At 38.4% G+C, this 25,965-nt stretch carries 32 protein-coding genes and 2 pseudogenes; 8 read left to right on the top strand and 26 right to left on the bottom strand.

What is annotated here, in order from left to right; all coding sequences use genetic code 11:
• A partial coding sequence (locus tag CES81_RS11410; protein WP_180949798.1) for a MucBP domain-containing protein occupies positions 1–434 on the top strand: 434 nt, incomplete at its 5' end.
• Between the two features lie 144 nt (positions 435–578).
• Complete coding sequence (locus CES81_RS13755) at positions 579–704, top strand: hypothetical protein (protein ID WP_263850020.1); 126 nt, start codon at positions 579–581, stop codon at positions 702–704.
• 266 nt (positions 705–970) lie between these two features.
• Here the strand turns inward: CES81_RS13755 and CES81_RS11400 are convergent, their stop codons facing one another.
• Both CES81_RS11400 and CES81_RS13370 read right to left on the bottom strand, forming a co-directional pair.
• Complete coding sequence (locus CES81_RS11400) at positions 971–1,420, bottom strand: cupin domain-containing protein (protein WP_089121854.1); 450 nt, start codon at positions 1,418–1,420, stop codon at positions 971–973.
• 246 nt (positions 1,421–1,666) lie between these two features.
• On the bottom strand, positions 1,667–1,891 hold the full coding sequence (locus CES81_RS13370) for a DNA-binding domain-containing protein (protein ID WP_225356394.1): 225 nt from the start codon (positions 1,889–1,891) through the stop codon (positions 1,667–1,669).
• A gap of 17 nt (positions 1,892–1,908) precedes the next feature.
• On the opposite strand from CES81_RS13370, the gene CES81_RS13750 reads away from it, so the two are divergent.
• The 3 genes from CES81_RS13750 to CES81_RS11380 all read left to right on the top strand — a co-directional run bounded on the left by CES81_RS13750 (position 1,909) and on the right by CES81_RS11380 (position 3,448).
• Positions 1,909–2,160 carry an IS3 family transposase gene (locus tag CES81_RS13750; RefSeq protein ID WP_002816285.1) on the top strand — a complete coding sequence of 84 codons (252 nt, stop codon included), beginning with the start codon at positions 1,909–1,911 and terminating at the stop codon, positions 2,158–2,160.
• A 53-nt stretch (positions 2,161–2,213) separates the two neighbouring features.
• The gene (locus CES81_RS13790; RefSeq protein WP_369688606.1) at positions 2,214–2,480 is read left to right on the top strand and encodes an IS3 family transposase; all 267 of its coding nucleotides are present in this window, start codon (positions 2,214–2,216) and stop codon (positions 2,478–2,480) included.
• Positions 2,481–2,830: 350 nt separating this feature from the next.
• On the top strand, positions 2,831–3,448 hold the full coding sequence (locus tag CES81_RS11380; protein ID WP_089121853.1) for a recombinase family protein: 618 nt from the start codon (positions 2,831–2,833) through the stop codon (positions 3,446–3,448).
• A 377-nt stretch (positions 3,449–3,825) separates the two neighbouring features.
• Here CES81_RS11380 and CES81_RS11375 read toward each other — a convergent pair.
• Positions 3,826–4,613 (bottom strand): IS5 family transposase gene (locus tag CES81_RS11375; RefSeq protein ID WP_089121852.1). Its coding sequence is split into 2 segments (ribosomal slippage): positions 3,826–4,355 and positions 4,355–4,613, totalling 789 coding nucleotides; the frame shifts between segments, so codons are not numbered across the junction.
• Between the two features lie 164 nt (positions 4,614–4,777).
• On the opposite strand from CES81_RS11375, the gene CES81_RS11370 reads away from it, so the two are divergent.
• Positions 4,778–5,029 carry an IS3 family transposase gene (locus CES81_RS11370; RefSeq protein ID WP_002816285.1) on the top strand — a complete coding sequence of 84 codons (252 nt, stop codon included), beginning with the start codon at positions 4,778–4,780 and terminating at the stop codon, positions 5,027–5,029.
• Here CES81_RS11370 and tnpB (CES81_RS11365) read toward each other — a convergent pair.
• The 20 genes and pseudogenes from tnpB (CES81_RS11365) to mobQ form a co-directional block, all read right to left on the bottom strand.
• Positions 4,994–5,251, bottom strand: a complete 258-nt coding sequence (gene tnpB, locus CES81_RS11365) for an IS66 family insertion sequence element accessory protein TnpB (protein ID WP_096030704.1) — start codon at positions 5,249–5,251, stop codon at positions 4,994–4,996. The genes CES81_RS11370 and tnpB (CES81_RS11365) overlap by 36 nt on opposite strands.
• Positions 5,241–5,420 (bottom strand): hypothetical protein, encoded by a 180-nt coding sequence (locus tag CES81_RS11360; protein ID WP_010009368.1) that lies wholly within the window; start codon positions 5,418–5,420, stop codon positions 5,241–5,243. Before CES81_RS11360 ends, tnpB (CES81_RS11365) begins: the two co-directional genes overlap by 11 nt.
• Positions 5,421–5,566: 146 nt before the next feature.
• Positions 5,567–7,096, bottom strand: a complete 1,530-nt coding sequence (gene tnpC / locus CES81_RS11355; protein WP_171001910.1) for an IS66 family transposase — start codon at positions 7,094–7,096, stop codon at positions 5,567–5,569.
• Positions 7,097–7,160: 64 nt separating this feature from the next.
• Complete coding sequence (tnpB, locus tag CES81_RS11350; protein WP_010011941.1) at positions 7,161–7,514, bottom strand: IS66 family insertion sequence element accessory protein TnpB; 354 nt, start codon at positions 7,512–7,514, stop codon at positions 7,161–7,163.
• Entirely contained in the window at positions 7,504–7,680 is a 177-nt protein-coding gene (locus tag CES81_RS13580; protein WP_010012905.1) for a hypothetical protein, read from the bottom strand. Before CES81_RS13580 ends, tnpB (CES81_RS11350) begins: the two co-directional genes overlap by 11 nt.
• Before the next feature lie 480 nt (positions 7,681–8,160).
• Entirely contained in the window at positions 8,161–9,321 is a 1,161-nt protein-coding gene (locus CES81_RS11345) for a hypothetical protein (RefSeq protein WP_089121851.1), read from the bottom strand.
• Between the two features lie 28 nt (positions 9,322–9,349).
• Positions 9,350–10,777, bottom strand: a complete 1,428-nt coding sequence (locus CES81_RS11340; RefSeq protein WP_089121850.1) for a flippase — start codon at positions 10,775–10,777, stop codon at positions 9,350–9,352.
• Positions 10,767–11,903 (bottom strand): polysaccharide pyruvyl transferase family protein, encoded by a 1,137-nt coding sequence (locus CES81_RS11335; protein WP_089121849.1) that lies wholly within the window; start codon positions 11,901–11,903, stop codon positions 10,767–10,769. The genes CES81_RS11340 and CES81_RS11335 overlap by 11 nt, the downstream gene beginning before the upstream one ends.
• A gap of 51 nt (positions 11,904–11,954) precedes the next feature.
• Positions 11,955–12,974 carry a glycosyltransferase family 2 protein gene (locus CES81_RS11330; protein WP_089121848.1) on the bottom strand — a complete coding sequence of 340 codons (1,020 nt, stop codon included), beginning with the start codon at positions 12,972–12,974 and terminating at the stop codon, positions 11,955–11,957.
• Positions 12,974–13,912 (bottom strand): glycosyltransferase family 2 protein, encoded by a 939-nt coding sequence (locus CES81_RS11325; RefSeq protein WP_089121847.1) that lies wholly within the window; start codon positions 13,910–13,912, stop codon positions 12,974–12,976. The genes CES81_RS11330 and CES81_RS11325 overlap by 1 nt, the downstream gene beginning before the upstream one ends.
• 4 nt (positions 13,913–13,916) lie before the next feature.
• Entirely contained in the window at positions 13,917–15,020 is a 1,104-nt protein-coding gene (locus CES81_RS11320; protein WP_089121846.1) for a glycosyltransferase, read from the bottom strand.
• Positions 15,017–15,841, bottom strand: a complete 825-nt coding sequence (locus tag CES81_RS11315; protein ID WP_225356393.1) for a glycosyltransferase — start codon at positions 15,839–15,841, stop codon at positions 15,017–15,019. The genes CES81_RS11320 and CES81_RS11315 overlap by 4 nt, the downstream gene beginning before the upstream one ends.
• Positions 15,841–16,272 (bottom strand): glycosyltransferase, encoded by a 432-nt coding sequence (locus tag CES81_RS11310; protein ID WP_015638468.1) that lies wholly within the window; start codon positions 16,270–16,272, stop codon positions 15,841–15,843. Before CES81_RS11310 ends, CES81_RS11315 begins: the two co-directional genes overlap by 1 nt.
• Entirely contained in the window at positions 16,269–16,955 is a 687-nt protein-coding gene (locus CES81_RS11305; protein WP_089121844.1) for an exopolysaccharide biosynthesis polyprenyl glycosylphosphotransferase, read from the bottom strand. The genes CES81_RS11310 and CES81_RS11305 overlap by 4 nt, the downstream gene beginning before the upstream one ends.
• Positions 16,912–17,850, bottom strand: coding sequence for an NAD-dependent epimerase/dehydratase family protein (locus CES81_RS11300; RefSeq protein ID WP_089121843.1), 939 nt, complete (start codon positions 17,848–17,850; stop codon positions 16,912–16,914). The genes CES81_RS11305 and CES81_RS11300 overlap by 44 nt, the downstream gene beginning before the upstream one ends.
• Positions 17,844–18,617 (bottom strand): tyrosine-protein phosphatase, encoded by a 774-nt coding sequence (locus CES81_RS11295; protein ID WP_089121842.1) that lies wholly within the window; start codon positions 18,615–18,617, stop codon positions 17,844–17,846. Before CES81_RS11295 ends, CES81_RS11300 begins: the two co-directional genes overlap by 7 nt.
• A gap of 22 nt (positions 18,618–18,639) precedes the next feature.
• Positions 18,640–19,383 (bottom strand): CpsD/CapB family tyrosine-protein kinase, encoded by a 744-nt coding sequence (locus CES81_RS11290; RefSeq protein WP_089121841.1) that lies wholly within the window; start codon positions 19,381–19,383, stop codon positions 18,640–18,642.
• Positions 19,384–19,407: 24 nt separating this feature from the next.
• The gene (locus CES81_RS11285) at positions 19,408–20,265 is read right to left on the bottom strand and encodes a YveK family protein (RefSeq protein WP_089121840.1); all 858 of its coding nucleotides are present in this window, start codon (positions 20,263–20,265) and stop codon (positions 19,408–19,410) included.
• A 29-nt stretch (positions 20,266–20,294) separates the two neighbouring features.
• Positions 20,295–21,266: an LCP family protein gene (locus CES81_RS11280; RefSeq protein WP_089121839.1), complete on the bottom strand. Its 972-nt coding sequence runs from the start codon at positions 21,264–21,266 to the stop codon at positions 20,295–20,297.
• A gap of 349 nt (positions 21,267–21,615) precedes the next feature.
• Positions 21,616–23,676, bottom strand: a pseudogene (gene mobQ, locus CES81_RS11275) (MobQ family relaxase).
• Positions 23,677–23,928: 252 nt separating this feature from the next.
• Here mobQ and CES81_RS11270 point away from each other — a divergent pair.
• Together CES81_RS11270 and CES81_RS11265 are read left to right on the top strand one after the other, a co-directional pair.
• Complete coding sequence (locus CES81_RS11270; protein WP_080952786.1) at positions 23,929–24,156, top strand: hypothetical protein; 228 nt, start codon at positions 23,929–23,931, stop codon at positions 24,154–24,156.
• 21 nt (positions 24,157–24,177) lie between these two features.
• Complete coding sequence (locus tag CES81_RS11265) at positions 24,178–24,456, top strand: hypothetical protein (RefSeq protein ID WP_089121838.1); 279 nt, start codon at positions 24,178–24,180, stop codon at positions 24,454–24,456.
• Here the strand turns inward: CES81_RS11265 and CES81_RS13575 are convergent.
• The 3 genes and pseudogenes from CES81_RS13575 to CES81_RS11250 all read right to left on the bottom strand — a co-directional run.
• Positions 24,446–24,952 carry a hypothetical protein gene (locus tag CES81_RS13575; protein ID WP_180949797.1) on the bottom strand — a complete coding sequence of 169 codons (507 nt, stop codon included), beginning with the start codon at positions 24,950–24,952 and terminating at the stop codon, positions 24,446–24,448. The two genes, CES81_RS11265 and CES81_RS13575, sit on opposite strands and share 11 nt — an antisense overlap.
• Positions 24,942–25,223 (bottom strand): type II toxin-antitoxin system RelB/DinJ family antitoxin, encoded by a 282-nt coding sequence (locus CES81_RS11255; RefSeq protein ID WP_003646131.1) that lies wholly within the window; start codon positions 25,221–25,223, stop codon positions 24,942–24,944. Before CES81_RS11255 ends, CES81_RS13575 begins: the two co-directional genes overlap by 11 nt.
• A 261-nt stretch (positions 25,224–25,484) precedes the next feature.
• Positions 25,485–25,825 (bottom strand): annotated as a pseudogene (locus CES81_RS11250) (replication initiator protein A); the annotation flags it as partial.
• Positions 25,826–25,965: the final 140 nt, after the last annotated feature.

Here is a 25,965-nt window from a genome sequence, read left to right as displayed (position 1 = left end):
CAACCACCCAAAAGGATGTGCCGGGCTACACCTTTAAGGAAGTCCAAGGCAACCCAACGGGGAGCTTTACGGATCAAGATCAGACCGTAACCTACGTTTACACCAAGAACCCTGTAACGGATAACAATGGCGGCACTGGGTCCAATCCATCTGGGAAACCAGGTAATGGTACGGATACAGGAAATTCTAGTTCTAACCAACCAGGAAATCCTTCCCAACCAAGTAACACTACTAATAATGGCGTAATCAATACGTCGACTAATACGGGATCGAAAGTTAACAATGGCGTTGTTTCCTCACCAAAACTACCTCAAACTGGTGAAAACAATAGTCAAAGTCAAACAATGTCATTTGTTGGTATTTTGTTGGCAATGTTTGGTGGTTTACTCGGTTTACTCGGTTTTCTTGGTATCAAGAAACGTCGTAACGATTAACCATTAAATAAATATATCTGTAGTGAATATAGATTATTTAAAGAAGGCCCTGAAGAATATTATGATTCTTCGGGGCCTTTATTTTTAGCATTGCTGGGATAAACTTAGATATACAAGAATACTTCAAAAGGATGGACCAATATAATGAGCAAGAAATATGAGAAAGTATTGAAAACAGTGAATAACCAAAGTATTTTTCATTCGCAAAAGGGACAATTTTTGGGCGGGTACACTATTGGTATTTTAGCAATGGATATTGGTCAGTCCTAGCTCACAAAAGGTTTCAATTTTAATTCGTTCAGAATAGGTTATACTAGACAAAAGATCAGCTCCTAAAAAATGGGTTTGTGGTAAACACCATTTTAAAGGAAGCTGATCTTTTTTGTCCGAACAGCGTTCGGATTAATTTTACAATCTACCATATAGCTAAAAAGGTAGCTCAATAAGCCAAAAAGTTTATTGAGCTACCTTTTATGTTTTTAAAAAATTAATTTAAGAAAAGCTAAATTAGCATCGTCAAAAAAGATTTCATGACTTTATTCATCGGTGCCCTCTAGTGGACCTTCCTGCTGAATCGCGTCATCTTTGGTCTTTTCATCAGTTCCCTTAGCGTGTTTTACTGGAGAATAAATTGAGAAGACCTTCATAGTTTTACTACCAGCGTTAATTACATTGTGCCAAGTATTATCTGGAATAATTACTGCTTCACCAGGATGAATCTCACGGTCAATCGTCAATTTGTTTTTATCTTTGCCCATTTGAACGTGACCAACACCGTCTACTAAATAAATGAATTGGTCATTGCCATGGTGAATTTCCATTCCGATATCACCACCACCAGCTGGAATTGCCATCAAAGTGACTTGAAAATGATCACCCGTCCACAAAGTAGTTCGATAATTGTCATTAGCTAAGGCAGCGGCCTTTAAATCTGGAGCAAATGGTTGTGGGCCATAATCTTTAAGTTCTAAGTGCTTCTCAGTCATTTTACTGCTTCCTTTCTATACAAATTAAGTATAACACATTGTTTGAGATAGACCATAAAATATGTTTTGGCTAGCCTAAAAAGTAAGGTGGTGTGGTTTTATAGTTGGTTTGCTTAAATGGCTATTTAGATTAACTGTCCATCTACATTAATTGTCAAACTAATCTTTTGATAATGTGCTTAGCTTGATGATTTGTGGAGAAAAATCAAATTCAAAATTACTTTTAATGATAATATGTCAGGCACGTCAAAAAATACTTTCATTACATTCTTGCAGCAAACCGTCAAAAAATTTTTTTAGTGAAACTTTGCCACCAGTAAGTCGATCACCTGTTAAGTAACGCATTTCAGATCTAACATTTTTATAACCATAGAGTGAATTTGCATATTCTATCGAAATCTCATTTTTGGATGTAAGCTGATTCCTGAGACAACTTTTAAGAGAGCGTATAATGAATAAATCGTCTCTCAAAAGGAAGGAATTTTTACATGCCAACTCGTTACGACAAAGAATTCAAACAAAACATCATCAACCTATATAAACAAGGCGAATCAGCCGCCCAACTGGCCAGAGAATATGGCATTGGCTATTCAACCGTTCATAAGTGGATCCAGGGCCAAGCCAAAACTCAATCCGGTAAATCGCCAGACGAAATTAAAGCGATGGAAAAGCGGCTGGCTTCCCTGTCTGAGGAGAACGAAATCCTAAAAAAAGCCCTGGGCTTCCTTGCGCAGAAGTAACCAATATTTTTGATTACATTCACCAAGAAAGCCATAACCACCAGGTAACTAAGATGTGCCGAATCCTCGGTGTTTCCAGAGCTCAGTATTATCGTTATCGATCCCCAAAGCCTTCAAAACGCCGGGCCGAAGATGAGGACTTAAAACAACGGATTCTGCGGATCTTTGCGGAATTCAAGCAGCGATACGGCGTTATGAAGATCCACCATGAATTGAATCTGGAGCTTCAACCTCTGCAGCGCCGCTGCAGTCCTCGTCGAGTCTCTCGGCTCATGAAGGAGATGGATATTCACTCGATTGCGAACCAAATGGCCGCCTGATTTAATGCTTTCCATGGTTCAAATAAGTTATTAATCGAAATTAATGATTTATTTGAGCTGTGGAAGCTAAACGCGGTTCTTGATCTCTCTTAAAATCTGTCTCACGTATTGACTACAATCCAGAAGTAATGGGTTAACGTTTTCTTATGATTCACAAAATTCAATTTTGAAGTTTTTGTTAGATTAGAGTGTACCCTAAATGGACAATAAACGTTATACTAAGAATATAGGAAAAAACTGAGATTATATCGGGCACGGTAAGCGATTCTTGAATCTGTTAAAAATGTCTAATTTGAGTGTCTAATCTGTTACCGATAATGTAGGGTCAAATTCCGAGAGGAGAAGTCGTGATGAAAATTGGGTATGCCCGAGTTAGTTCAACTGATCAGAATTTAGCGCGTCAAATCAAAGCACTTAAAAAAGCTGACTGTGAAAAAATATTCGAAGAAAAGCAATCGGGAAAATCAACTGAGAATCGACCAGAATTACAGGCGGCCATTGCGTATGTTCGACAGGGCGATACGCTGGTCATTGCGTCCTTGGATCGTTTGAGTCGTAACTATGATGATGCCAGTGATATCATCAAGCAGATCAGGGACAAACAAGTTAAGATGGAAGTCTTAGATGCACCATTTCTGTCTATGCGTACTGGCGATTCAGATATGGATAAATTTATGTTTGACCTGTTAACCAAACTGCTAGCTTATATGGCCCAAACAGAACGGAAGAAAATTCGTGAGCGCCAGCGCCAAGGAATTGAAATCGCTAAAGCCAATGGGAAATATCGGGGGACGCGGCCCGCTTACGCCGCAGACACACCTAACCCACAAAAACGGTTTATCTACCGTCGTATCGTTGATCAATTAAGAAGCAAAGCAACCGGTGCTCCAATTAGCTATCGTGCAATTGCAGCTGAAACCGGTGTATCGGTGCAGACAGTAATTAATATTAAAAATCGGTTGGTATAGCTGTTAAATAAGCGTTATCTGAGCACACGTTCGTTATTTTTAACGGACGATTTATTTGAGTGAGGTTTGAGGGATTGTTTGATCTGCTTAAAGATTTCATATCACGAGTAGGACTTCAATTTAGAGATACTAATGCGATTAATATTTAGGTTACTTATTTTGCGTTCAATTAACCTAAAAAGTGAGTTAACAAAGCTTTTCGTTAATAGCTTACGGCTACTAATTTCGTTGCTCACATTAATAAATGACTTATAATCAATAAATTATGATATTTTGCCACTTTCAGCTATAGATTAAAAAAAGCAGGCCACAATTATTAAGTTGTGGCCTGGCTAGTTCTATTAATTATAAAATTTGTTAGAAACTGTTTGAGATCTCTAAAAGCGGCGTAGGAAAACTGAGACAAACGCTAAAGTTACCATCGTTGTACTGGTGTGCAGCTGTCGTTCACAGTTTTTCCAGAGCCGACGATATTTTTCCAACCAGCTAAAGGAGCGTTCAATTATCCAGCGTTGTGGCAACACTTCAAATTTATGTAACTCATTTCGTTTGGCGACTTGGGTGGTCGCTTTTAAATTAAGCTGGACATCCATGGCGAAATTGCGGCCACTGTAACCACCATCAACCAATACGCTTCGAACCCGGCGTAAGTTTTCGGCGTTTAAGGCTAACATGGCACTGGCGCCGTCACGGTCAGAGACATTGGCCCGCGTTAAATGAATGGCTTGCGGAAAGCCATTCATATCCACTGCTAGATGCCGCTTAATTCCGGAAATTTTCTTACCGGCATCATAGCCTTTATTCTCGGCCGTTTCGGTATTTTTAACACTCTGAGCGTCAACGATAATGAAGGAAGTTAACGCCGAACGATCCTGCTTGGATCGTAAGGTAGCGACAATTTTTTTAAAACCTGATCTAACAGTGATGGCTCTGCTGGCGTTGGTTGCCGAGACCATAAGCGAAAATACGTGTAGACCGTTTGCCACTTGGGAAAATCATGCGGTAATGCCCGCCATTGAGCGCCGGTCTTTAAGATATATAGAATGGCACAGAAAACGTCATATAAATCAACTTGCCGCGGCTTCGTCCGTTGACAAAAGTTTTCTAGTTCTGAGCGAATGACTTCAAACTGTTGGCGAGTAATATTACTGGGATAATTAGGCATAACAATTTCCTTTTTTGCAAAAGTATACCAAAACTCAATTTAGATCTCAAACAGTTTCTTAGTAAACAATCAAAAATCATTGTTGGATGTAAGCTGATTCCTGAGACAACTTTTAAGAGAGGGTATAATGAATAAATCATCTCTCAAAAGGAAGGAATTTTTACATGCCAACTCGTTACGACAAAGAATTCAAACAAAACATTATCAACCTATATAAGCAAGGCGAATCAGCTGCCCAACTGGCCAGAGAATATGGCATTGGCTATTCAACAGTTCATAAGTGGATCCAGGGCCAGGCCAAAACTCAATCCGGTAAATCGCCAGACGAAATCAAAGCGATGGAAAAGCGACTGGCTTCGCTGTCTGAGGAGAACGAAATCCTAAAAAAAGCCCTGGGCTTCCTTGCGCAGAAGTAACCAATATCTTTGATTACATTCACCAAGAAAGCCATCACCGGCCCAATATAGGGCCTTAAAACGATCTTTACGGGTACCGCAAAAAAGAAATAACGCCCTGCTGTAGGGGTCAAGTTCATACTGATCAGTGATCGTAGCGGCTAAACCATCGATTCCACGCCGCAAGTCAGTTTTTCCACAAATCAAATAAATACCCTTGAGTTGGCGTAAATCAATGAGCATCAGTGAACACCGCCTTGACTAGGGCGTCTAAAATATATCCATTGATATGATTGTAAACAATGATTGTTTCATGTTCATTACGTTTGATTTGAAAGGCCTTTGATATTGGACTTGGCTGTCGTTGACCGTCGTCCAGCTTAACTTGAACGATTTCCGGTTTATTGAGCATAAAAACACCTCACCATTTCTTATGATGAGGCTATCATACCGCAGCCGATACGCTATTTATAGTCGGTCTGTTGTAAGCGGTAAATAATCACCCGTTTTAAAAAGACAACCAAACTTCTCGATTTTGAGAAATCTGGTTGTCTTTTGTTAGGCGGCATTTTTAGCTTGATGCTTGTCCGTTGTTTTTTTATTTTGATGCCGAGCACCTGGATAATGCCATGGTAAATAAACCGCTAACTGCGCCGGATCGGCGAAATCTGGTTGTTGCGGCAGTTCTTTTAACAGATAAGTAATGTAAGCTCGTGGATCAATGCCGTTGGCCTTGGCACTTTCAATTAAAGTTAGCCAAATGGCGGTTGATCTGGCTCCGGCTGGACTCGTACTGAAAAGCCAATTTTTTCGGCCGATCACAAGACGCTTCATATTGCGTTCAGAAGCATTATTGCTCCAGTCCATCATGCCAATATTGATTAACCGATCTAAGGTCGGCCTTTGATCAACGGCGTAAGTGATTGCCTTGCCTAAACGTGATTTAGGTAGTACCTGTGCCGAAGCGATCCATTTCCAGAAGCGCTTAAGTAGCTTGCGAATCTGACTACGTCGTCTACGCCGCCGCACGCGCGGGGAAAAATGCTGCCATTGTCGTTCATGGGCAAACATCTCATCGATCAATGTCAGGGGGACACTTGCTACTGTTTTACCGTTAACTTGGGCGGCATCGTAAAACTTACGCCGCACATGGGCCCAACAACCGACCCGAGTCACACTGTTTGCTAACAAGTTATAGCCGGCATAACCATCGCACTGTAGGATACCAGTGAAGTTCTGGTATAATTTTTGGGCGAAGGTGCCTGAACGTGTCTTGCTATAAGCATATAAAATAATTTGCTGGGGACATTGTTTGACCGTTCGGGCCACCCACATATAGGATTTTGCGGTTGCGGCTTTACCTGATTCACGTAGTACTTGAATTGGGGTCTCGTCACCTTGCAAATAGCGCTGCGCGCTGATTGCTTGCCACAATAGGTCGTAGATTGGCGCAACCATTTGACTTGATTTAATGATCCAGTTGGTCGCCGTGGCTTCTGAAAGTGCGATACCTAGTCGCTTCCAGTTGGGTAATTGCCGATATAACGGCGTACCTAAGATAAACTTTTGACAGATGATCTCGGCAACCACCGAAGCTGAAGCGAGACTATGCGGAATTAAAGCTGCTGGTGTGTGCGCTTGAATTAAATGCGCAATCCCATCTTCTAGTTCACATTCAAGGCACTTATAGGTGCGCGTATAAATACGCTCACGATAGAGTTTAGCCGGAATAAAATGCAGTTCTTCACGGACAAACTTTTTGCCAACGCTGGTTAGCTTATGACCTTGGTCACACTGTTGGCCAGTTAAATCAATCATTGTTTCTTTAACCGCCAAATGGCGGCTTAAGCTTTCTTGCCGGGTTTTTTTACGCTTTTTCTTTGCCGGTACTTGATCTGTGGCGCTGCTTTGTTGGCCAGTTTGCTCTGGCGCGCTAAAAACACCGTCATTACCTTCCAGTAAAGACAGCTGATTAGGGTCCGTTTGTTCTGATTTTTGACCATAAAGTTTTTTCGTCAAGTATGCGACCATCTCTGTCAATTCGGCCACCTGTTTGCGTAACGCCGCAATTTCTTCTTCTGGGGTCATTAGCCCACCTACTCAGTCCGTATTTTATGAATTGAGTTTACCACGTCTCCTTTAGCTTGAATAGTTATTTTTCATGTCCAGGTGGACATGTTTTATGAATAGTGGCGTCTAACGACCAACCGCTGAGTAATCGCCGCAATTGTTTGGCATTCAGTTTGCGTAATGCATTCTGATTAGTCGGCCACTGTAACCGCCCATTTTCAATTCGTTTGTAAAGTAATAAAAAGCCATCACCGTCCCAGTAGAGCGCCTTAAAGCGGTCTTTCCTAGTACCACAGAATAAATAGAGCGCCTGATTATAAGGATCCAATTCAAATTGATCCTGGACAACGCCGGCTAAACCGTCGATGCCGCGGCGAAGATCCGTTTTACCGCACACTAAATAGACTTGGCGAATTTGCCGTTGATCAATGATCATCGGTGAACACCGCCTTTAAAACTGCTTCTAAAATATAGTTATTAATGCGATTGTAGACGATCACTGATTTATTTGTGCCAACCTTAATTTGTAGCGCCTTGGTTGTTGCGCGTAGCTGTGGTTCAGATTGATCCATTTTGATTTGTACAATATCGGGTTTTGCCAATAAAAATCACCTCACCAATTATTTGATGAGGTAATCATAACTTGGATTTAGTTAGTTTGATAGTCGGTCAGTTATTTGGTGCTTACGTATTAAGTTACGGCAAATGAGAACAAAACCAATGAAAAAAACAGAGTTGAAAGTCGCATGACTTTCAACTCTGTAAAAGCTATTCATCAACAGGATTTGACAAAGAGCCGAAATATTGAAAAAATTGCATCTGTATGACTGAAATCCACTGATTATACTGTGGGACAAGAAATCCATTAAAACCAAATAAATGATGTATGAACATCAAGATTATAGCAATTCCTTTAATACATCCTGTTTCCTGTAATGATAAGTCTGTCTGTCAAAAATTTTCTCCCGCTTATGCATTATCGTCAATCTTTTCCCAATCTAATGTCACACCAATTCCCGACTCTTCTCCAGTGCCACTTCGATCGTCTTGTTCATATCATAATACTTGTCATCCGCCGAAGATTACATTCGGTTCCTGATCGGCCAGCTATTTCTTATTCTACACACTGTTTCTTGCTTTTCCATCTGAATATTTGGAACAACGTCATGATAGATCAACTGTCGGAATGCCAACATCATCATATTGTAATCAATGTTCATCCAAAGTCGTTCGCTGATTCCGTATGCAAAGAGAAAGAAAACAGCAATAGCCATAGGGATATTATCATATTGGTACAGATCCCTTATCAGTAGCATATAAGCAACTGTAACTGCGATAAAAACAAGGATACCTGAGCATATTGCCAAATAGGCATATAAGTTGTCACATGTCCGGTTTCCAAAAGAAATACTGTGTCCCAGAATAGTGGGGCCAAGAAGTTGATTGTAATAAACAACATTAGTAATTCTGCCTGAAAAAGCCGAATCCAGTGCCTTCATTGTCTGGGAACCCGATTCCATCATATGCGCCGATACTGCGGTCAGCACAGCACATATAACATAGTTCAGCTGCATAAAAATCTGCCATCCCTTTTTCTTGAATGCATTCGGCCACTTGGCATAAAATGCAGTAAAAATAAGCAGCGCGATTGAATAGACTTCTGATGTGCGGCTTCCAGCAATTCGATCTTCAAAAACAAGAATTGCAATAAGCGCAGCATAAAGCCAGAAATGAAACTTCATGCGTGCAAGATATAAACATTCCAAAATAAGAATGAATACAAGCAGTCCAAAATGATTAGGATTCTGGAATCCCATGCTGTGGCGCATGATCGTCCCAAATGCCAATGTTGTATCAGGGGCAATTCCCGCTCGCCACAAGAAATACATCAAAACAATGGTCAACAACCGCAGAAAGACATCGTATTTTATGCATTTATTAAAATCAATATTCTTTGACACCGTAATCATAAGGATCAGCTTAAAATAGCCATAGTCCCCGACCCGGTATCCAATAAAGAGTGACCACAAAATAAGAATAAAGAAAATGATTCCTTCTTTTGCATAGTAATCATGAAGCCGTGTAAAAAATAGAATCAGCAAAATTGCGATTCCAAAGTAAGTAATATTCTTCAGATAGCCGCCGATTCCTGCAATATGCCCAAACATAGCAAATGCATAAAACGTCGTATATGCAAGCAAAAAAAAGAATGTAGTCAGCTTGTTGCGGTCAACCAATAACATAATAAAACAAACATCTCCTGTTCAATATTTAGGCCTTCTGTTTTTCTGTGCTCTGTCCTTTTCCAAGAAAATCGTTCCAAATGAACTTCCTGTTCAAAACAGCAAAGACAGCAATTGCCACTACCATTTTGACCGCGAAGCTGATAACCGTTTCATGGAAGAGACGCGAAATAATCATGCATGCAGCAAACATTACTGCCGATTTCCATAAGCTATTTAAGAAAAGCCGAACATATACACCAATTTCCAGTTCTTTTCTTGACTTAATCGTCTGCCACAGCATTACGCTGACCTCAGCAAGCACTGTTCCTATGCAAGCACCATATGCGCCATACCCTGGAATAAAAATGCTATTGAAGATCAGGTTAATCACTGCGCCAAATATTGTCGATTCTACATAGACCCGATCTCTCCTTGTAGGAATCAAAAACTGAGTCCGCACAACATTTGCCCAAGCGGTAAATGGCAGGTAGATGGCCAGAAATCTCATTATTCCGGCACTCTTTGTAAACTCCGGCCCAAACATTATCAACGATATTTCATCAGCAACCGCCCAGATACCAAAAGTCATTGTGGTTGCCACCACCATAGCCAGCTTCATAGATGCCCTGAGAATCGGCTTATATTCGGATTTCTTGTTATTTAAAACATACGACATACGGGGAAGCATGACTGTTCCCAGCGCTGTAATAACAGAAATCGGAATACTAATGATTTTCTGTGCATTTTCAAAATTTCCAAGCTCAACTGTTGACGACAGTCCTCCGATCATTATCTTATCCATAATGGCATAGATTCCATACGCCAAGACCGGAATAAGAAGAACGAGAACCTGTTTAAAGTGGCTAAAGATCTCACTCCATTTGACCCGTACAATGTGAACGTACCGATGTAAAATAAAGATAAGATAAAGCTGGCTGATCAGTGTTGCACTCCCCATGATGGCCGTGTAGACCCACAGATCGTTTCTGTTCCTAACGCAAAGGAATATAAACACTAACGAAATCACCTTAATCAGGACATTTCTTGATATCGTCAGCTTAAATTTCTCCAAGCCAAAATAAAACCAATTCACATCAAAGCATGTCGAAATAAGGAAAATAAACTGAATTGCCGCGATCTCCCGGTATCTCCTGCAAATAAAGATCACATAGAATATATAAACCGCAAGCGTAACTGTGCTCGTCACCAATTGCAAACCATACATACTGGAAAATTTTCGGTTCATCTGAGTCTGGTCATCCCGGATTCTGGCGATTTCCCGATTTCCGTAGTTGTTCATACCAAGCATTGCAGCTAGCATAAAGAAGTTGACAATCGAATATGTGTAGGAATAAATTCCTATATTGTTAACGCCCAGCACTCTCGAAATATAGGGCGTTGTAATCAAAGGAAAGATGTATATCAAAAGCTGATATACAACATTCATTATAAAGTTCTTATTCTCATTCTTCATTCGTCGTGTCCAGACTGTCCTTTAAATATTGAATTGCCTTATTTCGTAGAATGGGAAGTTCCTCCTCGTAATAGGAGTAATCCACCATTTTCATATAGTTAAAATACTCTCTATATTCAATCGGAATTAACCGTTCTTCTATCCCTAACTCCTTAATTAAAGTTTTTACTCTATCATCATCACCAAACATTCCACCATTCTTGATCACCCACACCGGCTTTCTAAAAATAGTAGGGAAAACAGTTCCATGGAACGATGTTGTCATGATCAAAGTTGCATTCTTAATAAGTGTCAGGTACGATCGAGGGTTCTCGATTTCCGGAAGTTTAAAGCCGGTTCTTTGCATTCCCTTCACATAAAATGTTTTTGTATTAAATGCAATCACCGGAAGATGATACTTATTCGATACGCACTGCACCAAATGGACAATATCTTTCTGGTAAGACGGCGAATAGAAAAAAATATACTTATCCGGTAAGTTCAAATTTTGATCAGCAATCTGTTCATATGCGTCGGCATCTAAAAGTAATGTCGGATCAAGTAATACAGGAACATCTTTTTCGACCAAATCCTGAAGCCACTTTTTTCCATTTTCCTCACGAATAGAGAGCGCATCAAAATCAGAAAGATATGTCTTGTACTTTTCCGGATCATCAGCATATTTCATGACATTCTTTGCACCGAAAGATGGAGCATAAGCAATTTTACGTGCATTCCTCACCCATGGTAAATAGTATGCGTCATCACCATCTTCAATTGTAATATTCCAAACCTGATCGCTCCCCGTGACTACCACAAAGTATCTGGTGTCCGTCAACTCTTCCATTCGTGAATAAGATTCTGGAGAAAGATGAAATTCGGCGTTCTTGAATTCTTCGAAACTCTCAAAATTTTTTCTTATTCTATCCTTGTATGGAAAGAGAATGATATTCTTGAGAATATTTTTTACAGAATTATTGGGCTGTGTCACACTGTATAGTTGCTTCTGACCACCATTTGAGAAATCGATGATTTCCGCTTCATAACCTAATCGCTCAATTACCCTTTGCAAAGCAAACGCCTGCAACATTGAACCGCAATTATATGAATGATGAAATGTAATAATTCCTACACGCTTATCTGTCATAACCAATTACCTTCCCGTTTATTCTATCCACGCTCTTTCTTCCCGTTTTCTTTACATTTCTATAAAATAATATTCATTCTTTCCTGACCGGAATCTGTTTCGAATATTTCTGACTGAATTCAAGCAATCTGTAAAAATCAAAGCCTGACTATCTTTCCGTTGCTCTATTAACTTGTAACTGATCTGCACAACCTTCTCAGGATGAACTGTCGTTGGAAAGCGCAGAAAATACTGATTCATGGACTTTGAATGCATTTTTTTCATTTCCTGCGTTTTCTCTTTCCTATTTCTGATTCTGCTTATGAGGAACAGATACAGATAGACACTGTAGGAGAACGAAAAGTTGATAGCATAGTCTATTTCGTTCTTTGCGAACTGTCCAGATTCTGACATCAGCTTCTCTTCCCTCTGCAAAAACAAAAGATTTGACTTGTAAAACCTCGGATTAAATGTCTTTGTCGAAGAACTATTGTGAATCCTGTACTTATATAAGGATCGCGTTACAAATTCGAAACTTCTACACTTAATGACAGCCTCAAGGTTAAATAAGGCATCTTCCCCATTGATCAGATTACTATCAAATGCAATACGATTGATGTTCAAAAAGTTTCTATTAAAAATTTTTGACCCTGGCGACGCCATGGTCGTCAGGGCATTCTCTTTTCTGATCCCAAAGATGCCGTCTACAATAGCTTTTATATTTTTGTCTTTTTTATCAAGCTTGCCAGAAAAATAAACAATATCAAAACTCCTGCCGATATTGGAAAAGACTGCTTCTTGCCACCCTTGCAGTAGTACATCATCCGCGTCAACAAACATTACATATTGCCCTGTTGACTCAGCTATACCTCTGTTTCTTGTATACGACGCACCATGATTATCGTGGTGGAGAACCCGTATATTCGCCCGCTCATATCTCCTGCACTTTTCAAGAGACGAATCTTTCGAACCATCATCCAAAAGGAGGACTTCTGTTTCAGCATTAAGTTCTGAAATAATTGAGTTCAGACAATCATCAATATATTGCTCAGCATTATAAACAGGAATGATAATAGATAGCTTGTACATCATTATACCTTTCTTCTGTGATAAGCCATAACAGGCGCCGCAAAATACATGGACAAGAAGAATTTGATTTTCTCCTTGCCAGAGAAGTTCTTCATTTGCGGCGACATGCGCTTTAACTCTCTGTTAACTTTTCGTTCCAGTTCCGGATGCTCTTTTTTTAACAGATGTGCCCGGTATCTGGCCTCCGTTAATGTCATCAGATATGCATTCGCAGCTGTGTTATATGATGGAGTATCTTTCAATTCTTCCATAATTACCCTGTATGTTTTCAGCACACTAAACCATTTCAGATTCTTCAGGTTATAAGTTGCGCTGTTGCTCACTTGACGATAAAAATATTGTTTTCCCGAGTAAAAAACCGCTGTATCACAATACTTCATATACTCGACATTAAAGAGAAGATCTTCGCAAATCGCTGCCTTCTCATTCATTCGCAGCGAGTGCTGCTTAATGAGGTTAGCGAGGTAGATTTTTCCCCAAAAAAAGCCTTCATATTTCCCCCATAGCTGCGCTGTTGCCTGATCACCCTTGAATACTTCTGTTACTCCCTTGGAGAAGTCTGTCGGGTTGTAATCTTTTTCTTTTACAACTCCTGTGGCCGCCATCTCCGCATGATATTTTTCTATCATTTGGACTAATATTTCTATATAGCCCGGAGCGATGATATCATCAGAATCCACTGGTGCAATGTAAGTCCCAGTACTATGCTCTATTGCGTAATTCCGCGAGTATGAAACGCCATGATTTTCATTATGGAAAAACTGTATACGTGAATCTTTCGATGCATATTTCTCTATGATTTTTCCGGTAGAGTCGGTTGATCCATCATTTACAATCAATATTTCAATGTTTTTATATGTCTGTTCACAGACACTATCGAGGCACTGCTCTAGGTATTTTTCAGCATTATAAGCCGGAATTATTATACTAACTTTTTCCATATGCTTAATCCCCGGCTTTCAAAAATTTGTTATATTCTTTGTCATATTTTGCTGTCATGGCCTTATCAGACAATTTTTTCAGTTGAAAATCTTTTATTGCTTCTTTATCGACTCTGTTAAAATTTTTTCGCAGTTCTCCCATTGCTGTGTTAAAACTCCGGCCATCATTTTGAATAGAGAAGTTCTCGCCAAGATATAAATCTTCCCCCATTCCGACCACTTCTCGATGTGATGGAATATCTGATAGGAACAGACCTAAGCCACACGACAGTGCTTCCAGCACAGAAATGGAAAATCCTTCTGATCTTGAAGCTGATGCATAAATATTGCTTATGTTGTAATAAGCCGCTGGATCGTCCTGAAAACCCAACAGCTTTACGTGGTCATCCACCATTTGCTCACAGGCTTCTCTTTCTGGTCCATCTCCAAGCAGTAATAAGTATTCATCCTTATTGTGATATTGTACAAAATTTTGTGTCAAAAATTGTACATTTTTCCTGAAAGACAACCCACCCGAAAAAACGAACACAACCGCATCTTCTGGAATATCTAGTTCTTTCCTCGTAACAGTGTGCTTTGCAATCTTTGGTTTGATACCGTTGCGGATAAATATTACATTTTTCAGATACTTCCGCATCACCTGATAGACCGACTTAGAGCATCCTACGCGGCAGTCCATTTTCTTAAGAGCATCAATGTGCATCTTTATAAAGATCTTCGCCTTCACTTTTCCATACGTCTGCACATAGTCCTCAAACATATTGTTGTGAAGGGTGGTAACCTTCCTCACAGATGTTTTAACCCTTGAAGAAAGAATGTCTGGAATGATTCCATGGGAATGAATGATGTCAAACCCTTCTCTTTTTACAAGCTCTTGGAATTCCCTGTCCTGTCCTAGTAGGCACTTTACCCGACTAAGAGTTTTACAAGTGAATATCTGGACACCATTGTTTCTAAGATCAGCAACGATGCGTTCGTCATTACCTTTGAAAAGTGTGATCAAAGAAACGCTGTACTGCTCTTTATCCAGATTCCGTATGATATCCAAGATCACATTGCTTGGACCATTATTCGTTATGTAGTTGGTTACAAATGCGATCTTGATCATTCTTTTCTAAGCCCTTTGTAAATCATTTTCCTTATTCCGTTTGGCATGACACATACCGCTGCATGCGGAACTGCTCCTGTCAGAAAATCTATTTCTGATGTCCACCCTATACTTCTTAGCCATTTATGGAACTTCATCATTGTCTTTGCGTAATCTCTGCTACCACGCCGAAGATACATATCAGCTGGTGTCCGGACATCAACAAGCACATCAGGGATGTTTTGTGCTTTATATTCTTTTCTCAGCATTCGAACCCACAGGTAGTAGTCCTCAAACAAATGAAATGTTTCTCTATATCCTCCGGCCGATTCCACTGCATTCTTCTTGAACATCACCGCCATATGGTTCATCGGGTTCCTCTTCTTGGAGAATTTAATGATTTCCTCATTTGTGGTCGGTAAATGACGCTCACCAAAAGGCACCTTCGGATCTGTTTCAAATTCGCTGATCGTTCCACTGGTGAAGTCGATCGCTGGATTCTGTTCAAATACACGCAGTTGCTTCTCACAACGATCTGGTCTGCTAATATCGTCGCTATCCATTCTGGCGACCAGCTCATTTCGACAAATCTTCAAGCCTTCGTTTAGAGCATTACCTAGGCCGCCGTTTTTCTCCAACCTGTGAATATGCAACGCAGATTCAAACTTTTCTTGTTCTTCCCGTAGCACCGCATCAAGTTCGGAAGTTAATGGACCATCACACACAACCACAAAATCGTTTGTTGGAGCAGTCTGGACCCGAATACTTTCCATACTTGTGCGAAGGAATTCCGGGGATTCCTTGTAATACACTGACATAAGAACTGAATACGAAGTGGCCATCATGCCACCTCCAGTAATGCAGTGCTGTAGTTGTCAAAGGAAATGATGTAAGGTTTTAGGTTATACCCACAATAAACTAGCTCTGAATCATTGATTACAGCTTGATTATACAATGTTGAAAACATCGTCTTGTCTACAAAATCATCAGCATCTACCCAACCAATGTATTCAGAATTGGCCAGCCTTATGCCCTCTTGTCTGGTGACAAACAAACCTTTATTTGGTTGATCTATTACTTTCAGAAAATGATATTTGACAGCGTATTTTGTTGCTATTTTTAAAGAATGATCGAAAGAACCATCATTAATGACGATCACTTCGTAATCATCCAGGGTCTGATGTACTATTGAATCTAAACATCTCTTCAAAGTTTTTTCGGCATTAAAAACCGGCACTATAATTGCAACTTTGTGTAAATTATTTGCACTCATCTTGCTCCATCACCTGTTATAATTATTTTTACAGTTTCTAATGCAATCTTTATATCAAACAAAAACGAATAATTTTTAATATAGTAATTATCTAGGTGACACTTTTTTCCTGGAGATATATCATAGCCGCCGCTAACTTGAGCGTATCCCGTAATGCCTGGAGTTATTCGTAAACGTTGCGGGAATTCCGGCCACTTTTGATAGAATTTTTCCGTTAATTCTGGGCGCTCTGGGCGTGGCCCAATCAGACTCATGTCACCAGCTAAAACGTTCCAAAATTGTGGCAACTCATCAATGCGTGTTTTTCGCATTAATCGTCCCACTGGTGTTACACGTGGATCATTTTTTTGAGCCCACACTGCTCCCGTCTTTGACTCTGCATCGTTTCGCATAGAACGTAACTTAATTAAATAAAAATTATTTCCCAAATACCCAACACGCTCCTGCTTAAATAAAACTGGTCCCGGAGATGTTGCTTTAATGATTAATCCAAAAACTAAAATAAATGGAATGCTAATAACAAATCCCACCAAGCCAAAAATAATATCAAAGCTTCTTTTCCCAATTAATTTGCTTTTAGGAATTGGTTCTCCGATATGTTGCAAATACTCATAGTCCTTTTTTTGTTTTATAATGTCATTAAAATTCCGATTCTGAATATCTCCAATACTTCTTAAGCCCATTTTCCAACCCCCATTTTGCCACAAATCCAGTTTTCTTCAACCTTGTAACATCTGCCATAGATTCCTGAATATCCCCACTTCGTGGATCCTTGAATTCAATGTCCAGTCTTTTCCCTGCAATTTTTTCATATTGTCTAATAACATCAAGAAGTTTATTTTGCTCCCCATAGCCAATGTTATAAACACCACATGTTTCTTTCTTTTTGCTGATAAATATTAGTGCTCTAACAATATCATCAACATAAACAAAATCACGTGTTTGACTCCCATCACCATACATTATAAATTTCTTGTTTTTCAGCAGACATTTTGTAACTATTGACAGTACTCCTGAATATGGAGAACTTGGATTTTGCCGTGGTCCAAAAACATTAAAGAATCGCACTACTACGGTTGATAATCCGTATAAGGTTCCATAATCAATGGTGAACCTTTCTGAAGCATATTTATCAACAGCATATGGTGTTAATGGTTGAACCCGGCCATTTTCTTTCTTTGGTAGCTCTGGATAATTTCCATAAACAGCAGCCGAAGAAATGAAGAGAAATTTCTTTGGGAAATAGTGATTAATTCGCAGATATTCAAGACTATTTACAACTGATTCCTGATTGACTTGATGAGTTATGTAAGGTCGTTCTACTGAATCTACTACACTAGCCACTGCTGCTAAGTAATAGATGTAGTCAAAATTGGCGTCTAAAACACGATGCATGAAAACATGATCACAAACATCATGTTTATAGAAAATAATTTTTCCCTGTACATCTTTCAGGTTTTTCATCATTCCCATCGATAAATCATCTACTACTGTCACATCGCATCCCTCTTTAACTAAAGATATAACCAAATTTGATCCAATAAATCCAGCACCACCTGTAACTAATACCCTTACCAAAATAAACCCCACCTTTTTTTTTTGCTTTTAATTGGTTGTAACTCATGTGGCAAAACAAAGTCACCATTAATTATTGACTTAGCATTCTCTTCAAGTTCATTTGTAAGATCTTCCCCGAATTCTCTTCGTAGCTTATGAAATGCTTTTCGCATTTCATATTTACGATTAGGTAAATTATGAGCATCTGAAGCAAAAATATATACCTGACCGGCTTGAATTAATTGTTTACTAAATTTCTGTACTTTGTGACCAAAGATTCCAACATAACTGCTAGCTGTTATTTGAGAAAGGCAGCCCCTACTTAATAAATCATACAAAATGTCTGGTTTTTTCATAATCATAGTATTACGTTCTGGATGAACAATAACCGGTATAATTCCCCGTTGCATAAGTTCATAAATCATATTACTAGTATAATTTGGGATATCGTCATCCGGAAATTCTAACATTAAGTATTGCCCACCCTCATTAGCAAATAAAATATCATCTTGATCAAGGGCAGTTAATAAATCGCCATTTATTCTAACTTCCTGCCCGGGGAAAACTTTGAGTGGAATTTTATGCCTATCAAGTTCCACTTGAAACTCCTGTGTTTGTTGAATAACGGATTGTTTATGGTTAAGATAAACGCCATTCATATGATGGGGCGTTAATAGAGCATAATCAATACCATCTTTTACTGCATCAGTAGCTAACTTTAAGGAAATATCCATACTTTTAGACCCATCATCCACCCCTGGGAGCAAGTGACAATGTAAATCAATCATTCTATATCATATCCCTTGGTAATTATTTGCCCTTATTATCATAACCGTATCCATAACCGTACCCGTACCCGTATCCATAGCCATTCTTAGGTGCAACGTCATTTAATACATAACCTAATAAATTGGCTTTAACCATTTTTAAGAGCTCAATTGAGCGCTTTATAGCCAATTTTTGTGCTAATCCTTGGCGCACTACCAGCACTACCCCATCAGCCTGAGCTGCAATAATTTGCGTATCAGTAACTGATAGTAGTGGCGGAACATCTAAAATAATCACATCATAGATTTTCTTAAAATAAGAAATTAATTCTTTCATCCGATTAGAAGCCAACAGGTCTGATGGATTAGGTGGAATGGGACCACTAGTGATCACAGATAAATTATCAATCTCCGTTTTTTGCACTACTGAATTGAAATCTATATCAGTGGATAAAGCCGTGGATAGGCCATTGGTATTTAATAAACCAAATGTCGTATGTAAAGTTGGATGTCGCAAGTCTGAATCAATAAATAGAACCTTCTGCCCTTGCTGAGCCCAAATGACCGCCAAGTTAGCGGAAACAGTTGATTTTCCCTCGCTAACTGCCGAAGAAGTAAAAATAATTGTTTTTAATTTTTGATTAACTGCTGAAAAATTAATATTTGTCCTAACTGTACGAAATTGTTCGGAAACAATATCTTTAGGATCAACATCAGTAATTAACTTCACACCGTTTCTTAAAGTATCAGTGGAAATTTTTTCCTGTTTACGACGAAAAATATTCATAATTTTCTCCTACATAATTAAAATTTAAACTCTGCGATGCTTTGATTTGAGATGCTCGCCATGTCGTTCATCAGCAAAACGTGAACCGCGTATTTTACGAATTTCTGCTATGTGGCCTAAATTAGTTAATTTTAAATCATTAGTTAGAAATTCATCATCTTTAATCGTTGTATCTGTCATTTCTCTAATGAACGCATAGCCAAGTCCAACCAGTAAACCAACTACCGCCCCAACTAGTAACACTATTGAATTCTTAGGAAACGACTTTTGTTTTACCGGTGTCGCTTCAGAAACAATTGTGACGTTATTGATGCTCATAATTCGACGAATCTTTTGTTTAAAAACTTGTGCCACAGTATTAGCGATTGCAGCTGATTTTTGTGGATCATCACTCTCCACATTTAAAGCAAAAACTTGTGAGTTTTGTTGATTAGTAACAGAAATAGCTCCCTGTAATTGTTTAACGCTCACATCATAAGGAGTCCCTGTTGATTTAACAACAGCTGGCCGTGATGCTTTAATTAAGTGACGATGACCATTTGCTGAAACATGGTATCGAGCCTTTCGTGCTGAACGAATTACTTTGACAGGATTAGCTAATCGCTCACTAGCTGTTTTCAAAACCAATTGGTTTGTAATGATATCCTTATAAGTACTGATCATTTGAACATCAGCTTGCTGATTCTGCAAAGCTGCCCCTGGAACTGAAGTATCTTTTTTTTGATTAACCAAAATTTGAGCAGTCGAAGTAAACTGGGGTGTAATAACAAACTTCTCTAAACCAACAGCAATAATTAAACAAAGGATAAAACTAATTATGATAAAGATAATATGTTTACGAATAATCCCTAATATTTGGCGAAGGTCTAAATAATTTTCCATGCTGTCCTCCAAAAAATTTATATATAGAATTAATAACGCGTCAATCCTAAATTATTTCGAATAATATTTGATGATTTTATCAATTCAGATTTTGAAACCACTTCAAAATCTTGACCACCAATTTCCTTACCTACTCCTTGAACATGATCAGAAACAACATGATTACCAACCTTACGATAGTTTAGCGATAAACCAAACATTTGGGAACGATTCAAATCAGTTTGAGCCTGATTGGAAATTGATTTTAAAAAGCTACTAGATAGGAAAGTCTTATACGAAAACGATTTTTTTAATAGGCCTGTCAAAATCAATCGTTGACGTAATTGTCGCCCATAATCCCCTTGGGGATCACTGTAACGCATCCGAGAAAATTTCAAGGCATCATCACCATACAGGTGGTATTTCTTACCCTTAATAAAATGATCTCCCTCGTATGAAAATGTAAGTGGTGAAATGACCGTTACTCCTCCAACTTGATCAATTGCCCTTTTTAAACCACCCATGTTAACTAAAACGTAGTAATCGATCGGTACTTTTAAATATTTTTGGACTGTGTCAATAGATTCTTTAGTACCACCGTAAGTGTAAGCAGCATTAATTTTAGCAGGAGAATACTCTGAATACCCAGATAAATTGACTTTCATATCGCGTGGAAGACTCATCATAACTGTTTTCTGTTTTTCAGGGTTAATTGACATAATAATCATCGTATCCGTTCTGCCCTTATATTTACGTCCAAGGGCACCCGTATCAGTCCCCAAAAGTAAAATAGAAATGGGCCGTTTATTATCAATTAATTTGCCAGCGTTACGTTTTTTGTGGGCATTCGATTTTTTGTAAATAATATTGGTTGCCTTGTAAACATTATGGTAGGCAATTCCAGCAATACCTACCCCTAAAATCAATAACAATAATAGAAATAACCAAAATATTTTTTTGAATTTATATTGATTATGTTTTCTATGATTATGCAAATTCTTTTTAACAGGCACTTTCTTCATACGCTCCTAAATTAACCAAAGTTTAAAATTATAAATACAGCCCTAATCTTTACATTTATTTAATAAATAGTCAATTGGTAGATTGTAAAATATCATGCATTCCTTGCTTACTTATCTGCTAAACATTAAATGTGGTAAAAGATTTGTTAAAGTTCCGTTATTGCTACTTTTTTGTGATAGTTTTGATAAAAATGCTTATAATTGAAATTTAGTTTTCAAAAATATGTATTTAAGGAAGAATTTATAAATTATCGCAATATTTTTAATTCAATTAATAATGAAAGTAGATGATGAATTATCTACCATATAAATATAGTTTTCTTACTGATTCTTTAATTTTACATTTAGATTACAAGTGCATGCCCCCATCTTCATGCCGGTTTCGAGTTTGGTGTTGCCGTTGCTTTTTAGTCATTTCCCACTCAGTCTTCTTTAAACCTTGCGCCTGTCTTTGTCGTTGGTAATCTTCATCACGAGCATATAGAACAGTCATGATTGCGTCACTAAAGGCCGTCTTTAAGTAGTAGTTTGGACTAACTGGCTTATAATTTAATGGTTGATAATGCCCCATATTTGCTTTTCTATACTGGTCGTCCTTGGCTTGTTGCGCTTTTAACTGCTTTTGGATTTTCTCAATCTGACTGTTTTTAATCATCGGATCGGCTTTGCATTCGCCAAAAAAGAGTTGTTTAGTGCCATCATGCTTTAAAACCCGTTGTAAGTGATGATTTTCTAACTGATCTAAGCTAAGCTGTCCCGATAAATAAGCTAGTCCTTGTTGATGTTCTTGGGGACTGAACACCTGTGGTGGATTTGCTTGCCACTGTTCAATTATTTCAGTCTGACATGGCTTTAAAACAGGATCATAGTACATTACGGCTGTATAGGCTTGTTCCTGTTTAATCATTGGTAATTCATTAAAATTGCCGTTAGGAAAGGCCCTTTTCAATACTTCATGGTATTGCGTTTTAATGACTTGCTTAACGGCCATGATTGCCCGTAGGTCTTTGACTGCTCGAGTAATCTTTTGCTGCTCGGTTGGTGAATACTTTTCTAGTAGACCTTGATCAACGTGTTCTAGACTTTCTAAGCTATCATCATGAATCATCAGCGTATATTTAAGCTCGATTTTGACTTCCTTTTCTTGTTGCATTAATAACTTCCAGCCAACGTATGGCCGTTTGGTAAAGCCCAATAATTGTCGGATCGATAAATCATCACGAATATTCATTAAATGTTCGTTTAATTCACTGCCTTTGAAAATCGTTTGTTCACTATTAGTTTCTTTAATCAATTCCCGTCGTTCAGCCGCGGTTGTCTGTTCAAAATCAAGCTCTGGATAAAGTTTTTTAGTCGTGCGATCAACTACTTTATTTAAGAGTTCATCTGCTTTTTTTAGTGAACCTTCTTGTTGGTTAATCGTCAATAATTGCTTAGTGACGTCTTCACCAACAGCGTGCTTAATTAAGGTACTGTTTTTCCAATTAAATAGCATGCGCCACTTATCACCTAAACTTTCCAAACTAATATAAGTTTTCAGTTCGTGGCTTAACTCTTTGACCACTTTTTTCTCGTTAAACGAGAAGTGTTTACTTAGGCTATCCAAGTGGCCTCGATTAACTACTTTCTCCTGCATATTTTTATAGCCAGCTTTGGACTTACGATAGTTCTTAACTTGTTGATTAAATGCCTTTCTTTCATGCCGTTTACTATTGATTCCCTCGTGTTGCATTGGTGTATCAGCTATTCCCTGTTCCACAAATGATTTTTCACTGATCCGATCCGGAATGTTTTTTTGTGCTAAAACTTGATTAACACTCAACGCCCAATTTTTTCGCCACTCATTAATTTTTTCCTTTTTATCCCAATCAACCAACCAAATTTTTCTTTGTTTTGGAAACCCGCTTTTGGTTAAAAGTTGCTTGCCATTTTCATCTTTAATGTACTGCGTCTTTGCTTTTAATCCCCAACTACCATCGGGGTTAAATGGGCGATTGGTTAACATCACATGTGCATGCGGATTGTCTGGGTGATCGCGATGAATTGCTACGTCAGCTACCATACCTTGATCGACAAAATTTTCTTGCACATATTTTGTCAGTAATTCTTTCTGTTCGGATTCACTTAATTCTACCGGTAAAGCCACGTTAAATTCTTTTGCATACCGTGAGTTTGATTTACGATCTTTCTTTTCAACTTCATTCCATAATTTTTCTCGATCACTGGCCCATTATGGTGCATTTTTGGGGGTTAAAATAAAGCTTTCTGGCATTACCGATTGGGCATAGAAATATCGGCGACCTTCTTTATCATCAAATAATTTTTCACCACTTCGATAAGCGGCACTGGCAATCGCACTTCGTCCTTTTCCAGCACTAATATTACTAAAACTAATATGAAAAATTGCCATGTAAGTCACCTCTTTACTTTGATTCTATGGGTTTTCTTCTGTTGTCGACATCGGCGACTTCTAATACAGGTTTTTTTGTGGTTAGCACAACATAGAATTTATTCTATGTGTAAGTGCGCATTGACCTTGTTTCACTCGGTCTTCTGATTCTCTTAACTTTAATTTAGTGTATGCCTTCCGCTTCTCTATTTCAAATTTTATACTTTGACTTAACGTTTCCTATATGATATAGTTTCGGTGATTATTTCTAATATGATTGGAGGGATCGTTATGTCTCAAAGTAACTTAGAAAAACAAGAAGCTAAATTAAAAGCCCTTAATCAAAAAATTAAGGACGAAAAAAATAAGATTGAACAACGGCTAGGTAAACAAATCATCAGTCAAGCCAATTTAGATTATGCTAATTTATCTAATGACAATATCAAGTCCTTATCCAAAAAAGTATCCGAGTTTTTAAAGGAAAAGTCCGTAGATCATTAATCATAGGAGATGGGGAATTCCATGCCTAATCAATATGAAAAACTAATTGAACAACAAGCGCGTTTAAAACAAAAAATTGAGCGGGAAGATTTTAAGTTACGCCAATCTAAGTATTATGAAAATCGACAAGCACGAAAAACCCGTTCTCGCCGATTAATTCAAAAAGGGGCTTTATTAGAAAAGTACTTTCAAGCTAATAACCTCTCGGTCGAACAAACCGAAGAACTTTTAAAAACATTCGCTGACTATGTCAACGCCCATAAACCGGATAAATTAAAAAACGATCAACCTAATAACTAGGCCGATCGTTTTTATTTTCAGAATTGTTTTTTGGCTTAATTTCTGGATTGTGTTTAGCAAAGTATTTTAACTGTTTTTGAATTCTTTGTGTAAGCTCTGCTTTACTTTCTTTGTGCTTCCTTTTACTTGATCGCTGTTGAATTATCTTTTGACCCTTACCTCTTCTTTTTGATTTTAGGTCAAGCGTAAAATCTAAAATTTTATTTTGATCTAGCTTACTTAAATGACCGATTTCTTTAAACTTTAGCCCGGCTTTGGGAAAGCGATAAATATTACCAAGATCGACCCAGGAAGGTTTCTTCAACCCAGCGGATTGCCAATCTTGAATCGGATAATATTGTTGCTTGATATAAGCCGACTTCTTTTCATACTGACTAGTAATTTTAAAAGCCTCGACCGTCTGTTCTAATACCCGACGAATTAAAACTGGCCGAGACTTGCCACCGTTAGTTTCTACAAAACTAACGTATAGGCTGACTAAGTCATTAGTCCTCATCTGGATCGTTGAGCCAATCAGCGACCTCTTTAGCGTCTTTGAACTCGGTGACTGGTGTCCCTTCGGTCGCCTTTAAAAAGCGTAAATTAGCTCTTTCTTCTTCGCTTAAAGACACATTAAAAGGTAAAGCACCATTAGCAACAATCCGCTTGTAAAACATGTTAATGGCTGTGGTTGGATTTAAGCCCAATTCGCTTAAAACTGCTTCGGTATCATCGGCCAAATCTTTATCAATCTTGACTTGGACCCGTTTCTTTTCCTTAACTGCCATGATTGTCTCATCTCCTTTCTTTTACTACTACCATTATACTACCTTTTGAGTACCTTATCAATAGATAAAGCCCTGGCCTCAAATCACTTGAGCTTGGCGTTGATCTAAAGACTGAACTTTTGAGCTGGTTAGCCTGGTTAGCTCTGGCGCTCATTTAAAAGCCCCTATTATTCTGTTTAAGCCATTTAAATCTAGCTTAAGTATAAAGGGTTAGTAAGTCTTAAAACCGCTTAGAAAGCATTTTGTAGCCTTTTAGGACTATTAGTACAACCCACTGTTATCGTTGTCGGCCGACTTTTCTTCTTCGGGGTGTTTGGCCGCGTATTCTCTAGCCGCTTGTTTATTCCACCAAACACCAAATAGATTTTGCATGGTGCCGTACAGGTAGTTTTCCACGTTCTTGATGTGCTTCTCATTGCTTCTTAGGGCGTTAAAGTAACGTCTCAAGGCTTTAGTCATTAAAAATTTAAGTTCTTCGTCGTCCAGTGGGATTATGACGCCAATATCTTTATGATCTCCTTCTCAACTCGGTACTTAGCATTTAAGATAATACCAACGAAGCGACGCATCTGTTGCCGGGTACGGCACCAAAAACTAAGCAGTATTCATCATGTTACAGCACCCAAGTAAAAGCTACGAAGATAAAAACATTCATCCTCAAAATATGTAACCTAGAAAAAAGGCCTCCAGTGCACTTGGCCCTGTCAAGTTGACAAATGAAATAATATAAAGTTTTGTGTAT

The sequence above is a fragment of the Secundilactobacillus pentosiphilus genome (genome assembly GCF_002217985.1).
GTDB lineage: Bacteria > Bacillota > Bacilli > Lactobacillales > Lactobacillaceae > Secundilactobacillus > Secundilactobacillus pentosiphilus.
Note: the sequence above shows the minus strand (reverse complement) of the source record. Positions and strands in the feature narration are given on the sequence as shown.